Annotated in this window: 15 protein-coding genes; 12 read left to right on the forward strand and 3 right to left on the reverse strand. The window is 32.8% G+C overall.

The features are described from left to right. The 5 genes from AC1EU5_RS11895 to AC1EU5_RS11915 form a co-directional block, all read left to right on the forward strand. The coding region (locus AC1EU5_RS11895; RefSeq protein ID WP_480192617.1) for a T9SS type B sorting domain-containing protein at nucleotides 1-581 on the forward strand (581 nt) is incomplete at its 5' end. Between the two features lie 10 nt (nucleotides 582-591). Further along, nucleotides 592-1,512 (forward strand): PorP/SprF family type IX secretion system membrane protein, encoded by a 921-nt coding sequence (locus AC1EU5_RS11900; RefSeq protein WP_480192618.1) that lies wholly within the window; start codon nucleotides 592-594, stop codon nucleotides 1,510-1,512. A gap of 53 nt (nucleotides 1,513-1,565) precedes the next feature. Next, entirely contained in the window at nucleotides 1,566-2,276 is a 711-nt protein-coding gene (locus AC1EU5_RS11905) for a tetratricopeptide repeat protein (RefSeq protein WP_480192619.1), read from the forward strand. Nucleotides 2,277-2,311: 35 nt separating this feature from the next. Further along, a complete protein-coding gene (locus AC1EU5_RS11910) occupies nucleotides 2,312-3,016 on the forward strand; it encodes a hypothetical protein (RefSeq protein WP_480192620.1) in 705 nt (234 codons plus the stop codon). A 9-nt stretch (nucleotides 3,017-3,025) separates the two neighbouring features. Next, nucleotides 3,026-3,568: a YfiT family bacillithiol transferase gene (locus AC1EU5_RS11915; RefSeq protein ID WP_480192621.1), complete on the forward strand. Its 543-nt coding sequence runs from the start codon at nucleotides 3,026-3,028 to the stop codon at nucleotides 3,566-3,568. A gap of 33 nt (nucleotides 3,569-3,601) precedes the next feature. On the opposite strand, the gene AC1EU5_RS11920 is transcribed toward AC1EU5_RS11915, so the two are convergent. After that, the gene (locus AC1EU5_RS11920) at nucleotides 3,602-4,159 is read right to left on the reverse strand and encodes a thioredoxin family protein (protein WP_480192622.1); all 558 of its coding nucleotides are present in this window, start codon (nucleotides 4,157-4,159) and stop codon (nucleotides 3,602-3,604) included. Nucleotides 4,160-4,202: 43 nt separating this feature from the next. Between AC1EU5_RS11920 and AC1EU5_RS11925 the strand changes: the two genes are divergently transcribed. Together AC1EU5_RS11925 and AC1EU5_RS11930 are read left to right on the forward strand one after the other, a co-directional pair. Continuing rightward, complete coding sequence (locus AC1EU5_RS11925; protein WP_480192623.1) at nucleotides 4,203-4,541, forward strand: tRNA-binding protein; 339 nt, start codon at nucleotides 4,203-4,205, stop codon at nucleotides 4,539-4,541. After that, nucleotides 4,542-7,451 carry an FAD-binding and (Fe-S)-binding domain-containing protein gene (locus tag AC1EU5_RS11930; RefSeq protein ID WP_480192624.1) on the forward strand — a complete coding sequence of 970 codons (2,910 nt, stop codon included), beginning with the start codon at nucleotides 4,542-4,544 and terminating at the stop codon, nucleotides 7,449-7,451. Between the two features lie 11 nt (nucleotides 7,452-7,462). Here the strand turns inward: AC1EU5_RS11930 and AC1EU5_RS11935 are convergent, their stop codons facing one another. Further along, a complete protein-coding gene (locus tag AC1EU5_RS11935; RefSeq protein ID WP_480192625.1) occupies nucleotides 7,463-9,670 on the reverse strand; it encodes a hypothetical protein in 2,208 nt (735 codons plus the stop codon). Nucleotides 9,671-10,163: 493 nt separating this feature from the next. On the opposite strand from AC1EU5_RS11935, the gene AC1EU5_RS11940 reads away from it, so the two are divergent. From AC1EU5_RS11940 to AC1EU5_RS11955, 4 genes are all read left to right on the forward strand, one after another. After that, nucleotides 10,164-10,376, forward strand: coding sequence for a c-type cytochrome (locus tag AC1EU5_RS11940; RefSeq protein ID WP_480192626.1), 213 nt, complete (start codon nucleotides 10,164-10,166; stop codon nucleotides 10,374-10,376). Between the two features lie 60 nt (nucleotides 10,377-10,436). Next, nucleotides 10,437-11,087: a porin family protein gene (locus tag AC1EU5_RS11945; RefSeq protein ID WP_480192627.1), complete on the forward strand. Its 651-nt coding sequence runs from the start codon at nucleotides 10,437-10,439 to the stop codon at nucleotides 11,085-11,087. Between the two features lie 263 nt (nucleotides 11,088-11,350). Continuing rightward, on the forward strand, nucleotides 11,351-12,841 hold the full coding sequence (locus AC1EU5_RS11950; RefSeq protein WP_480192628.1) for a DUF1800 domain-containing protein: 1,491 nt from the start codon (nucleotides 11,351-11,353) through the stop codon (nucleotides 12,839-12,841). Nucleotide 12,842: 1 nt separating this feature from the next. Then, nucleotides 12,843-14,444: a DUF1501 domain-containing protein gene (locus tag AC1EU5_RS11955; RefSeq protein WP_480192629.1), complete on the forward strand. Its 1,602-nt coding sequence runs from the start codon at nucleotides 12,843-12,845 to the stop codon at nucleotides 14,442-14,444. A 220-nt stretch (nucleotides 14,445-14,664) separates the two neighbouring features. Here AC1EU5_RS11955 and AC1EU5_RS11960 read toward each other — a convergent pair whose 3' ends face one another. Beyond that, complete coding sequence (locus AC1EU5_RS11960) at nucleotides 14,665-15,075, reverse strand: Lrp/AsnC family transcriptional regulator (protein WP_480192630.1); 411 nt, start codon at nucleotides 15,073-15,075, stop codon at nucleotides 14,665-14,667. A 394-nt stretch (nucleotides 15,076-15,469) separates the two neighbouring features. Between AC1EU5_RS11960 and AC1EU5_RS11965 the strand changes: the two genes are divergently transcribed. Further along, nucleotides 15,470-15,985 carry a GNAT family N-acetyltransferase gene (locus tag AC1EU5_RS11965; RefSeq protein WP_480192631.1) on the forward strand — a complete coding sequence of 172 codons (516 nt, stop codon included), beginning with the start codon at nucleotides 15,470-15,472 and terminating at the stop codon, nucleotides 15,983-15,985. The last annotated feature ends 13 nt before the right edge of the window (nucleotides 15,986-15,998 follow it).

A 15,998-nucleotide genomic window follows, 5' to 3' on the forward strand; every position in this document is an offset into this window, starting at 1 on the left:
TACTAAGCAGTCCTACTGATGGAACTACTAATGTTGCCGTAGATACCAATATCTCTTGGAATACAGTAACTGATGCTGATGGATATAGACTAACAGTCACAGGGAGCTCTTCTACCGCTAACAACCTAACCAACTTTGATATTACTTCAAGCACATCCTACAACTTTGCTAATGATTTCGATAACGGTGAGACAGTATCTGTAACTATCACTTCTTACAATACAGCTGGTGATGCCACAGGATGTACTACTGAAACATTTACAATCATCGCAGACTTATTTGAAAAGGATGAAACAAAATACGGATTCTCTCCCAATGGAGATGGAATTAATGAAGTTTGGAAAATAGTTGGTATTGAAAACTACCCAAACAATAAAGTTACCATATACAATCGTTGGGGAAATGTTGTGTTTGAAGTAATTGGATATAATAATACCTCAAAAGTATTTAATGGAAACGCAAACAAACTAACTAATCTAGGCGCTGATGAATTACCAAATGGCACTTATTTTTTCAATATTGAAATAGATGGAAGCCATACTATTAAAAAACTAAAAGGATTTCTAGTCTTAAGAAGATAATATGCTAAAGATGAAACGTATAAAATCCTTTGTTTTGATAATGATAATGCTGATATTTTTATCCTCAAACCTTCTTATAGGGCAACAAACACCCGTATTTTCTGAATATAATTATAATCCATTTATTATTAATTCTGCTTATGCTGGTTTTGACCAGTCAACAGAAATAACATTAGCTAATAGTGGATTTTTAAATCAGTTTGAAGGAAGTCCTAGAAACTTTTCATTGACAGTAAACTCACCTCTTAACTCTAAAAATGTTGGTATTGGAGGAGTGATATTAAGAGATCAAATTGGTGTTACATCTATCACAAGTATCTCAGGAGCTTACGCTTATAAAATTTTCTTCGATCTAAAAAAAGATAGACCTGCTTGGGAAGTTTATACACCAAATGTAATTTCATTTGGTATAACAGCAGGATTACAACTATATGAAGATGATCTTTTAGAATTGGAAATTACTGATGATGAAAATTTTGATGAAAATATCAGGACAATAATTCCATCTGTTGGTGCTGGATTCATGTGGAATAAAGAGCAATTTTATATTGGAATTTCATCTCCAAATCTTATAGCAAATATAGCTTCAGGTGATGAAGTAAATTTAAAAAACACATATTACGGTTACACTGGATATCGATTTTACAATTCAATTTTTGAAGAAATTCTCATAAAACCAAGCTTATTGGTTAAATATGAAAATGGCGCACCTTTGCAAGCTGACTTAAACACCTCTATCAATTATAAAAATAAAATTGAGTTTGGTATTGGTTATAGAACTACCTCATCTCTAAACTTTTTAGTAGGTTTATTTGCTCTAAAAAACTTGAGATTTATTTATAGTTATAACCAAATTTTAGGTAATTCTGTTTTAAATAACACACATGGATTTATGCTTAGCTATAGATTTAAACCCTATATAAATAATTAATAATTTTGTTACGTATCTTATTTTTCGTCGTCATATTTTAAAACCAAATCTCGATGAGAATTAAATTTCTTTTTACAGTCCTTTTTACGCTTACCGTTTTGGCAGCATGTAAATCTGGATCTAATGACCCAGAATTCATCAAAAAAATTTCAGGAAACTACTTATACACTGAAGATGAACTTATCAAAGTATACACTAAGAATAACTCTATACTAATAGACTGGCGTGGCGCAGAAGGTATAAAAACCATGAAAACAGGAGATAATACATTCTTTGTTAAAGAAATGAACTCTAAAATCCAGTTTTTAACCAATCCTCAAGATAAAAAAATGTATTTGGTTTTTGTTCCTAAGGATAAAGATAGTTTTATAAAATATGAGCATTCAAAAGTTGCTAAGGGTTATAAAACTCCCAGTCAATGGTTAGCAGAAGGAAATTATGACAAAGCACTTGAAGGGTATCAAAACATTAAAACTAAGGACTCCTTAAATCCTATTGTTCGCGAGCGCAGAATTAATCATTTGGGTTATGATAAAATTCGTGAAAAAGATTATCAAGCTGCAATCAATCTTTTTAAAATTAATACCGAATTATATCCCAAAAGCTCTAATGTATATGATAGCTTGGGTGAAGCTTATCAACGAAATAAAGATACCACAAATGCTGTCTTAAACTATCAAAAATCAATTGAATTAGATTCAGGAAATAGGAGAGCCAAAGATCAAATTAAAAAACTACAGAAAAAAGACGCAACCAAAAAGTAATTTAGGCATTATATTTGCGACATATTTTAGGTAATATGCTTGCTAATTCTATATACAAAGTAATCTTAGTTTTCTTTTTTTTGGTTTCAAGTAACTACGTACTTGTAGCACAAAACGATACTATAAAAAAGGATGTTAAAAAATCTAGCTTTCAATCTATATTAGATTCCAGAAAGAGAGCTGATGGTATTACTATAGCCATTCCTGATAAAATTAGTCCATTATTTGATTTAAATAAACCCAAGCCTCTAGAATTAAAAAGCCTTGATTATTACTTAAATTTAAATACGAATAACAGTAGCACGAGCGGTGGAAGTAAAAACTTCATGTCAAGAGTAAAATTAGATGATGATGTTCTTGTAAAACGTAGCTTTAACGGACAAGATACGAGCAATCCAAAATTAACGAGTCATGCTGATCTGGGAAGCATAGAAAGCTCTACTAAATTTGTTCGTATTGAATTCAGAGATCATGGCTTGGTAGATGGTGATAGAGTGCGAATTTATTTAAATGAACAAGTAGTAGATGCCAATATTACCTTGAAAGGTATTTCATCTTTTATTGAGATTCCCCTGAAAAGAGGTTATAATAGAATTGATTTCAAGGCATTAAATCAAGGTTATGTAGGGCCAAATACCGCTCAATTCTTTGTATATGATGATAAAGGGCAATTGGTAAAAGCCCAAGCATGGAATATAAGTACCGGTAAAGTCGCCACCTTAAGTGTTGTACGCTATTAAACGAAAACATTGAATACGGACATAGAGCAATTAAAATATCCAATCGGTAAGACTCAAATTCCTGAGCAAATTACGCAAGAACATACTCGTGATTGGATTTTAGTATTAGAGGAATTTCCCGAAAAGTTATCTGAATTAGTAGTTCATTTGACTGAAAAACAACTTGAAACGCCCTATCGTGAAGGTGGTTGGACCATCAGACAGGTGGTGCACCATTGTGCTGATAGCCATCACAACAGCTATACCCGATTCAAATGGGCACTTACAGAAGATAATCCACTAATAAAAGCCTATTTTGAAGATCGCTGGGCAGAATTACATGATACTAAAGAAGGACCTATACAATTATCTCTTGATGCATTGAAAAGTACCCATGCCAAGTTAGTGTATTTATTAAAAGGATTGTCTTTTGAAGAGCTTCAGAAAAGCTTTATTCATCCTGAAACGAATGAAGATGTAAAGCTATCTGAGAATATTGGAATTTATGCTTGGCATTGTAATCATCATTACGCACATATACAAAACTTAATGATCAGAAAAGGTTGGAAATAATTAGACCTAGATAACTCCTGCTAACTGCTAAAATTACACTTTCCATTTAATATTGCAACCTATACTTGGCTTCTGCTTTTCTGTATTCTCTTTACCTTCTACCAAACAATCCAAGGCATGACGTAAATCTTTTCCAGTAACAGGAATACCATTACCAGGGCGCGAATCATCTAATTGACCTCTGTATGTAAGTTTTAAATTTTTATCAAACACATAAATATCAGGTGTGCAAGCGGCATCAAAAGAAAGTGCCACTTCCTGAGAGTCATCATATAAATACGGAAAAGGGTACTCTAATTCCAGAGCTCTTTTCCGCATTAAATGCGGAGCATCATCAGGATAGTTCTTGACATCATTAGAAGAAATAGCAACAAACGCTACTTTCTTATCTTTATAGTCATTCGCTACACGTACTAATTCTTCATTAACATGTAACACAAACGGACAATGATTACAGATAAACAATATAACTGTAGCTACATCACCGTGTAACTCAAACAGCGTAAGATCCTCTCCAGAAACCGTATCATACAAAGTAAAACCCGGAGCAGTAGTACCCAACGGAAGCATGTTTGAAGGAGTTCTAGCCATTGCGATATTATTTGTAGATTTATCCAATAAAATTACAAAATAAATGGCAGATGAAATCTCTTTTGAAGACTTTACAAAAGTCGATATTCGTATAGGAACGATTATAGAAGTTAATGATTTTCCTAAAGCCAGAAAACCTGCATATCAATTGAAAATTGATTTTGGCGATTTGGGTATAAAACAATCCAGTGCACAGATTACTGACCTTTACTCAAAAGAAGTTTTACTGAACAAGCAAGTAACAGCTATTGTTAATTTTAAACCAAAACAGATTGCTAATTTTCAAAGTGAGTGTTTGGTATTAGGTGTAGCCAATGAGCAAGGTGAAATCATTTTACTGCAAACTTCTGCCTCAGCCAAAAACGGAGAACAAGTCAGCTAAATGTTCAGAAAGCAGGATGACATACCCTTAGCTGAATTATCTAATTCATTATCAGGAGAACTTTTCTTTGACGATCTTCATAAAAGCATGTATGCCACTGATGCATCGGTCTATAGAAAAATTCCTATAGCAGTTGCCTATCCCAAGGATAAAGAAGACATCAAAAGACTCATCGCATTTGCTTACAAACACCAAACTACTTTAATCCCCAGAGCTGCGGGCACATCCTTAGCAGGGCAATGCGTAGGCGATGGTATTGTGGTAGATGTTTCAAAACATTTCACTAAAATACTAGACTTTGATGAGGCTAATAAAACCATAACCGTTGAACCTGGAGTCATTCGTGATGATTTGAATCGTTTTTTAGAACCGTTTGGGTTGTTTTTTGGTCCTAATACATCTACCTCTAATAGATGTATGCTAGGTGGTATGGTTGGTAATAATTCTTCCGGAAGTACTTCCATTCGATATGGTGTTACTCGAGACAAAACACTAGCTATAGATGCCATTTTAAGCGATGGTAGTGTTGCAACTTTTTCTGAAATCTCATTGGAGGATTTTCGAAAAAAAATGCAAGAAGTTTCTCTTGAAGGCAGTATTTACAAATCAATTTATAATGAATTGTCTCAAAGCCAGATTCAAGAAGAAATCAAGACACAGTTTCCAAAATCATCTATTCATAGAAGAAATACAGGGTATGCAGTCGATGCTCTATTAGATTTTGATCTTTTTGGCGGTACGAACTCCACAGTCAACTTAGCCAAATTACTTTGTGGAAGTGAAGGAACCTTAGCTTTTACAACCGAGGTTACTCTACAACTAGAAGAACTTCCTCCTGCTTATAGTATTATGGTAGCATCACATTTTGAGAGTGTTCATGAGAGCTTAAAAGCCACAGTAGTGACAATGAACTACCATTTATACACATGTGAATTGATGGACAAGGTGATTTTAGACTGTACCAAAAATAATCGAGAGCAGGCAAAGAATCGATTTTTCGTACAGGGAGATCCTCAGGCTATCTTGATGCTTGAGGTTAAAGCTGAAACTTTAGAAAAAGTTGAAAAAAAAGCCAACACTCTTATTGATACTTTAAAAGAACAAGGGTACGGATATCATCATCCAAAGTTATATGGTGAGGATATTCACAAAGCGCTGGATTTACGAAAAGCAGGACTGGGGTTGTTAGGAAATATGATTGGTGACAAAAAAGCAGTTGCTTGTATTGAAGATACTGCAGTAGCACTAGAGGAATTACCAAATTATATTGAAGAGTTCTCAGAGCTAATGGCCAAATTTGATCAAGAAGCTGTGTATTATGCACATGCAGGGGCCGGTGAACTTCACCTCCGCCCTATTTTAAATTTAAAAAAGGGGGAAGATGTTGACCTATTCAGAAAAATTACTACCGAAACTGCTCAATTGGTTAAAAAGTATCAAGGTTCATTTAGTGGTGAACATGGTGATGGCATAGTAAGAGCCGAATTCATTCCTATGATGATAGGTGAAAAGAATTATGCGCTTTTACAACGTATCAAAAATGCATTTGATCCAAACTGTATTTTCAATAAAGGAAAGATTGTAGATGCGTTTCCTATGGATAAAAATTTACGCTATGAGGTCAATAGAAAAGAACCTGAAATTAAAACACTACAAGACTTTTCTCAAGATCAAGGTATTTTACGGTTCAGTGAAAAATGTAATGGCTCAGGTGATTGTAGAAAACCGCCTGAAGCAGGTGGTACTATGTGTCCAAGCTACAGAGCTACAAAAAATGAAAAAGATACTACCAGAGCTAGGGCCAACACATTACGCGAGTTTTTAACCAGTTCTGAGAAGGTCAATAAATTCAACCACAAAGAACTAAAAGAGGTCTTTGATCTATGCTTAAGTTGTAAAGCCTGTGCAAGTGAATGTCCCAGCAATGTTGATGTAGCTGCATTAAAAGCTGAGTTTTTATATCAATATCAAGAATCTAATGGTTATTCATTCAGAAACAAACTCTTTGCCAATAATGCCGCTTATAATAAACTAGGCAGCAAACTTCCGACAATGGTCAATACTTTTCTAAACACGTCTATTGCCAAAAGCATTATGGGAGTTGCCAAAGAGCGAAGTATTCCTAAATTAGCCTCATGCACCCTTAGAAAATGGTATCGCAAACAACCTACTTCAAAAAATACAAAGACGGTTTATTTGTTTTGTGATGAATTCACCAATTATTATGATGTTGACATTGGAAAGGATGCCATCTTTTTGTTAGAAAAATTAGGATATCAAGTTCAAATTATTGACCACAAAGAAAGTGGGCGAAGCGCCATTTCAAAAGGTTTTTTAAACGAAGCTAAAAGATTAACAAACAATAACATAGGGGTTTTTAAGAGTATTATTACTAAAAACACTCCGCTAATAGGAATTGAGCCCTCTGCTATTTTAACATTTAGAGATGAATATGTACGTTTAGCTGATGATAAAAAATCAGCACAAAAAATAGCAAACTACACCTTTACTATTGAGGAATTTATCTCTAAAGAATTTGAGAATGGAAATATCACCAAAGATGTTTTTACAAAAAAGCCTCTAAGTATCAAGATACATGGACACTGCCATCAAAAAGCATTAAGCACTATGCATGCTACATTTACACTGCTCAATATACCTAAAAACTATTCTCCGACAATCCTAAATACTGGTTGCTGTGGTATGGCAGGTTCATTTGGTTACGAAAAAGAGCATTATAAAGTAAGTATGCAGGTTGGTGAAGATACCTTATTTCCTAAAGTTCGAAATCTTGATAAATCAACAGTGTTGGTTGCTTCTGGAACAAGTTGCCGTCATCAAATAGTTGATGGTACCCAACACATCGCAAAACATCCAATAACTGTTTTAAAAAGAGCTCTGAAAATTTAATAAATAGACTACTATTTTTTTTTAAGTTCTTTTATTCGCTTTCTAATATAATATTTCAACATGTAGTCCTTATTTTTATTTAGTATCTTCACTAAAAAACTAACACTATTAATGTATTGTATCCCATGATGACATTGATACTTTCTATTTTCTTCATAATATTTTTTAAAAAATTCTTCATCTTTAATTCTACTTATGATAGAACATTCTAACTTTTCATCATTAAACCCTTTTATATTATTATATGCACTTTTTAACAATTCTTCATTCTTGACCTTGCGAATAATTGATTGTTTATCATATATTGAATTAACACTTATGAACAGATTGTATAATAGTTTATCATCATCTATTCTTTTTATAATTTCTGCCTTCATTTCATAAACTAGAGGATTAGAAAAAACTTCTGATAAGACTAGGTCATCAATCTCTACATTATCAAAAATTTTGTTAAGAATTCTAATAACATTTGCCTTTGCAGGAAAATTACTTTTTTTAGGTAGATGTCCATAATACCCAAAAAGTGCTGGAAATCCACCCCAAGTGGTATTATCAATTACTATGTCACCTTCTTTAATTTTTAAATCAATATACTCTCCTGTTGCTTTCATTTTCTCATTGTGTTCGCCAATATATGTTGCGTTTCCTTCTTTCCAAGAAATTTCTACCTTATAATCTGGTAATTGTTTTTTAATAAATGAATAGTCAGCTATCGCAGATAGTTTAGCGACTGCACCAAGTAGGGAATTATTAGATTCAATCAAATTAATTAAAAAATCTCTATCTCGAATATTAGCTGTAGCTTTTAAAAGTAAATCCTTATTTTCAAAAGTCTTTATCATTTTTATTAAAAGAGCATTTTTAACTAGAGAATTTGATATGCTAGAATTAAAAATATATTTTGGATTTTTTAAAGAAAAAGTAGTCAATGATTCTTCTAAAGAAGGTATATCATAACTAAAAATAGAATCTATAACTTTTTGGATAATGTATTCATTATTAGAATTTAAAAAAATTTCTAACTTATCATTTAGTTTTACATTAAGGCTTCTTAAATATTCCGGTTGAGATTTTACTTCTAATTCTCTGATAGAATATTTATTTTTTTTTGCCAAGATTCTATAAACATTGTAGTGTGGTATTTTGGTAGTAATTTTATTTAGAATTTCTGCCTTAAAAGTTGTAATTATGTGAGACTTTAAAATCTTATCTCTTCCAATAAATCTCCATGCATATTTTAAGGAAATTCTTCCAAACTCTTTATTTTTAGCCAATTTTTCTGAGTCATTTAATAATTCTTCTGGAATAAAAACCACTATCAATTCTCTTGGCTTTGCATATCTTAATGCTAATAACTCATAATCAACCGGCATTTTTTCAAAACCATCAACTGTCAACTTAATATATTCCATATTCTCATTTTTAAAAATCCAATATGGTTTTTCATTATTTGGAATGGAATAGACGTCTCCTATTACATTAAAATAAAGAGTTCTATCATCTCTCTTATCTCTATTCTTACTTAAGCTATTATTATATTTTGTAATTTCTTGTTCTTTAAATTTTGGGAGATTTGATCGAAAATTTTTCAAGTCTTCTGGAACGTATAAACCTTGCATTATTTTACGAGCTTCAAAAATATATGGTGTAGACAAGTGTTTAATTAGAAAAGATTCTATTGCTTTAACTGTATTTTTTGACTTAGCAAATTCCCATTCTTTAGTAAAGCATTTTATCGAGTCGTACTTTTTCAATGCCCTTATAAAAACTTTAACTGAGTAATTATTCAATTGGTTATTATCTAAGTATTCAAAATAAGCATCAAATGTATTTTTTTGTAATACCTTTTGAAATTGCAAACTATCTATTCTTATAAGTACTTTTTTAGTTAAATCATCACCTGAATATTTGCTAGTAAATTTTTGCAGCTTCTCAATGGAGGTAGATGTTTCAATTTTTTTGTATTCTAAATTCTTAATTCTCTCTTTAGCTATTTTAGTATATTTCCCATTTGGGTATCTTTTAAGGTAGACCATATAGCTTTCAATTGTATTCTCTTTTTGCGCTTTTTTCCATGCAGATTTATCACTTAATATTTTAATCTCTATTACACTCGGTGCAATAATCAAATTGTTTGCCCTTAATTGACAACTACAGAAGATTAAAATAGAGGTGAATAATATTTTTAATAAAAATTTCAATACAAGAGCTATTTGCATTAAAGTTACAAATTTTACTCATATAGTTAATAGTCAAAGTGTTATATTAGCCTTACAAGTCTCAATTCTTACTTATATTTTCACTACTCGTATTTTTAAAATACAATTACAATGAAAACCAAACTTTTACTTCTAGTCGCTCTATTTATTAGCAGTCATATATTAAAGCTCTGTTTTGGTGACTTAAGTAAGGAACGAGCTGTAGACATCAAATCTATGATGGTACCAAACGTATGGCTAAACATCCTGTTACGATCCTTAAAGAAGCTCTTTTATAAAATCTCATAACGCATAATTGAACCGTCATTATTAAGCGTCAAAAATATTTTTCCTTATATAACGTTTATGCTATACAAAAGTGCATCTTATGAGAAAAGCAATTATTTGTAGTATCTCTCTCCTATTTATTTTTTGTGCCTGTTCTTCAGACGACAGTGACCCTGTAGAAACACCACCAGCCCAAGTAACGTATACAAACAGCGTTAAAACGATCATGGATAATTATTGTACCAGTTGCCATGCAGAAACTCCCATCAATGGAGCACCTATGTCTTTAACCACACTTGAAACAGTTAAAGAGGCTATTGAAAATAGAAATTTGATTGGCAGAGTTGAAGATGGATCTATGCCCCCCGGTAATAGTGAACTCAGTGCCGCTGAAATTCAAACTATCAAAGATTGGCAATCTGGTGATTTCCAAGAATAAATAAAAGTAGCACTCCCCTACTATTGAAAATTAAAAATGATTGTATTCAAAATATCCTATATGGGAGTAAAAATCAACAACTTAAATCATCTGCTATTTTCCATATTATTATTCCTTTTATCCTTTAAAGGTTATAGTCAGTTCTATCATGGTGTAGATGTGGGAGCAAATTTAACCAGTGCCAATTTCGAATTAAATGAATCTGAAGACTCAGGAAGTGCTTATGGATTTTCTATAGGTTATGTAGCAGAGCGAGATCTCTCAGACACATTTTATATTCGATTAGGGGTTGGTTTTAACCGAAGAACATTTAAGGCCATCAATATAAGAGGAATCAATACCACAAATGAGAAATGGCGATTAGACGCTGTTGAAATTCCTATAAATTTAGGATACTATTTAAACTATAATAATCGGAATTTTCAATTTTTTGTAGATGCCGGTATTAACATCGGATATAATAGCAAAGCTACTTTTGAGAATGATACAGAAACCGTACGTTTAGACATTGGAAGTGATGGTGATGTAAAAAGATTGGGCACTGGTGCAAACGCAGGTGTTGGAGTTCTAATAAAAAAAAGAGTGAAAATTAGGCTCAATTATTATAACAGCTTGTCAAATATTATCAATACCGAAGGAGATACCTGGAAGCATAAAACCTTTGGCTTCTCTGTAAACTATTTCCTCAAGGAAAAATCGATAGTGTACTAATATTTTAGAATTAACCCCTTACGGATTTTGATAAAAATTCGTCAATTCGGCTGATTTTTATGAATAAGATGAAGAAAAATTATATCGAGAATAGAATTTTAGAGCAGACAAAACCTTGTTCTCGATACTTTTTCCAAGGAAAAAACTCGAACTGACGGCTTTGGTCTTAATATTAATTTAAAATGTACAACAGATTAAATTATACTAAGCTTATACTATTTAGGTCAATTTACCCGTTATTACTAAGTTAAAAAGGTAACTATATGATCAATACAATGCTATCATGTAACACCTCCCCTCTAGATATTTTTGTTCCAAGTGTAGATAACCCTTGGGATAATCAAAAAATAAGACACCTACACAATCGCATAGGGTTTGGTATATCCATAGACCAAATGGCGAATGCCCTATCGCAATCTCCAAGTAATTATATAGATCAATTGATCGATAGTATTCCTTTACTTCCACCCACAACAGAACCAGCTTGGGCACCTCTTGATCCGGCGGACTACGCCGCCAATGGTTACACCTACAGTGAAGATGAAAATGAGTTGTTGGTTGAGGAAACGCAATACATGTTTATTAATGAACTTTTAGAAAATGGTGTTAGAGGCAGATTAATGTTATTCTGGCACAATCACTTTGTAACAAGAGCTAATGAATATGGATTTGCAGGGTATGCATTCAGATATTGCCAAGTACTACAAAGAAATTGTACAGATAATTTTAAAGATTTTGTGAGTGAAATGGGATTAGATGGTGCCATGCTAAAATTTCTAAACGGATTTGAAAATACTGCTGGAAGCCCTAATGAGAACTATGCCAGAGAATTATATGAACTATTTACGTTAGGAGAAGGCAATGGCTATACAGAAGACGACATTGTAGAAACTTCAAGAGCTTTAACCGGCTATAATGAATATGCTAACGGGGATAATTCAACCATTATTTTTAATGAAGAAACCTTTGATACAACTGACAAAACCATTTTCAATCAAACAGGTAATTGGGGATATACAGATGTTATAGACATTGTATTTCAGCAAAAAACACAACTAATTGCAAGATATATCTGCGAAAAGATATATGTCAATTTTGTAAGTCCTGAGGTAGATGACGTTATACGATCATCAATTATAAACCCCTTGGGAGATCTTTTTATTACCAATAATTTTGAAATCGCACCGGTATTAAAAGCATTATTTAAAAGTGAGCACTTTTTTGACGAAAAAGCGAGAAATACCATTATTAAAAGTCCTCTAGATTTGATCGTACAGTTTATTGTGACAACTGGATTTGATTTTGGTAGTTATGATATGAATAAAGAATCAATTAAGAACGTTGCGGGTGCTTTTGATCAACATATTTTGAACCCACCTACCGTATTTGGATGGCCTGGAGATAGAAATTGGATCAACTCAGGTACAATTACGTTTAGAGGTGCGTATCTATGTAAAGATGTACTTTATTGGGCTTGGGAGCAAAATGAAGAGCAGTTCAGGCAGTTTGCCAGAGATGTCTCTGGTGATAGTAACGATGCCGATGTGGTTGCAAAAGAAGTCTTTGAAGCCTTAATGGTTGAAATACCTTATACGCTTGATGATTTTGAGACCGGTATTGACATTTTTAAAAGTAGAGTACCCTCCAATTATTTTGAAGAAAACATCTGGTCATTAAATTTTGAAGGTGTCCCCTTGCAAGTTCGTGACCTTATAGAATATATCGTTTCCCTACCTGACTATCAAATTAAATAATATGTGTACTACAAACAATTTACATACTAGCTGCAATACCGAAGACCACGATAAATGGAACCGACGTTCCTTTCTACAAACATTAGGTTTAGGTGGGGTTGGTGCTACATTAATGATGAGTGGTATTCCAATGGCATTTGGACAAGAAACACCGTTATCAAACGCACTAAAAAGTAATGCATCAGGAAGAGTATTATTAATTGTACGGTTACAAGGCGGCAATGACGGATTAAACACTATTGTTCCTATTTACGACTATGATAGATATGCAAATTACAGACCTACATTACGTCATGATCTTGCTGGCATCTACAAATTATCAGAAGATTTTGGTGTTCCCAGCTATTTGCAGGATTATATGGAACCTATCTGGGAAGGTGGTTGTATGAAAGTCGTGCATGGCACCGGTTATGAAGATCAAAATCTATCACACTTTACGGGAACAGATAATATGTCTAGAGGAACTGATGATGAATTGGTTGAGACGGGGGTTTATGGACGTCATTTTGAAAATGTATACCCAGATTATTTATTGAATTTACCAGAAGCACCTCCTGCAGTACAGATTGGTGGTGTAGGTGATATTATTTTTACGGGTACAGAAAGTAATTTTGCATTTACCATTGCAAATACACGTCAATTAGAGCGTATTACTTCAGACGGCACATTATTTAATGTTGCAGATGTACCGGACTGTACAAGAGGCTCCCAACTTAGATTTGTACGTGGTGTATTAAATGCCACATTAAAATATTCAGAAGTAATTAAAGAGGCGGCAGACTCACAAACCAATGTTGTTGAATTTCCTGACACCAATTTAGGAAGATCACTAGCCATTATTTCTAAGACCGTCAAAGCAGGCATGGGTACCAGTGTGTATATGGTTAACCTTAACGGATTTGACACACATGCCAATCAGCCTGAAAGACACCAGGAACTGTTGACCAATATTTCACAATCTATCATGGCCTTTTATCGCGATTTAGAACCAAGCGGAAGGGACAATGATGTATTAACTATGACATTTTCAGAATTTGGTAGACGTGTTCGCGAGAATGGTTCTAATGGCACCGATCATGGTACAGCGGCCCCTATGCTATTATTTGGGCCGTCATTAAACGGTAGCGGCTTTATAGGAGACCACCCAAGTATGTCAAGTCTAACCCGTGGAGGCAATTTAAGATACACACAAGACTACATCAACGTCTATGGTACGGTCATGCAAGAATGGCTATGTATAGACCCAAGTATTATCAATCAATCCATACCCAGGCCTTATACGCCTTTAGATTTTGGTTTTAGCTGTTCTAGCTCTGTAACTAATCATGACTATATAGTACGTGAAAATTTTGATCATACAGCAATCTATCATGATGAAGGCGGTGTGAGCATTAGGATCAATAATAATTTTGAGGATAGCTACGAAGTCTCCTTATATAATGTGTTGGGACAAAAAACAGGAATGCTCTATAGTGATGTCTTACAGCCAGGTCAACATGATATTAGTATTACGGATAAATTCCCAAGGTTAACTTCAGGGGTTTATATCTATAATATCAATAAGAGTAATCGCAATTACAGTAAAAAAATAATTATTAGCTGACAATTTATTCTTACCTCTATTAAAGAAAGCATTCAAAGAATAATTTGATTCTTAATTTTATTTCTACGAACTTCGCTTACCCGTGCTGGACTCGTTTCTGTATCGACCGATATAGTTCATTAAACCGAATTAGAATCTTTATAGTTTGTAGTTATATTATCTCCTACAGATAAATAAATGGTGGAATGCATCTATTTGCAGAACCTTTCAAAGAAATAAATTACACTTCTAAAATTATACTTGTTTTGGTTGATCCATATTGAGACATTTTCTCTAGAAAAGCAATAAGGTGCCTATTATTTCTAAAATAACCTAAAACACAAATACAGTCATCTCCAGTAATTCTATCACAGCTTTGTACTTCTTCCATCTCACGAATTTTGTCTAAAACATCTGATGTTCCTGTAAGTCCTTGATGCATTACTAATGTTATATACGCTTTAGTCTCTATACCTAATTTTTCATGATTTACCCTTAATACATAGCCTTCTATTATTCCTTCTTCTTCCATTTGTCTAACTCGTTTGCCAATAGCGGGAGCAGACAAACCAACTTCTTTTCCAATATTAGCAAAGCTTTCTCTGGCATTAATTTTTAGCATTTCTAGTATCTTTTTATCTAATACATCCATTTGTAATCAAAAAATTTTTAATAAATATTAAACATAATCAAATGTAAAAATACATTTATTAATTCGATTATAAGGTATTATAGACAAAATGCTTTATACATTTGTATTGTTGAATTTACACAGTTAAGCATACAGTTCAATAGTATAACATAAAAAAGATAAATCATGAGTCCATTTTTGATTGATTGTATTGGTTATGGAGGTTTAGTCATAAACTTATATTCTATGTCTACAAAAGGTGAGTATAAATTAAGGTTAGTCTCACTTATCGCTAATATAATTTACATTTTATATGGAGTATTGATTAGTGCAACGCCAATAATTGTAGGATGTACTATTGCCGTATTACTACATGGATATCACATAAGAAGATTAAGAATAAAAAATAATAGTAATGGTTAAAATAAAATTAGCTACTAAAGAAGATGTTGAGGTTTTAGCATTGTTGGGTCGATTAACTTGGTCAGAATCTCATGGTCCGTATATTGAAGATAAAAATGAAGTATTACTATATCTTGAGAAGAATTTTTCTGTTTCGCGAACAAAGCAAAATATAAACGATCCCAACCAACTGTTTTATATTATTTATGCAGATAATTTGCCTGCTGGTTACGCGAAATTAGTCCTTAATACATTTAACAAAAATGTTACATCGCCTAATAGTTGCCAATTAGAACGAATCTTTATCCTAAACGAATTTATCCCTTTAAAAATCGGACAGCAGTTACTAACTTTTGTAGAAGACCAAGCTAGAAAATTACAATTAAACACCATGTGGCTAACAGTTTACATTAAAAACAAAAGAGCCATAAGATTCTACGAAAGAAATGAGTTTAAAACAGTTGGAAAATTAAATTTTGTTGTTACAGGTAAAGAGTATGACAATATAATTTTCTCAAAAAAAATATAGTTATATAAGGCTA

The organism is Maritimimonas sp. 2405UD52-3 (genome assembly GCF_056591715.1).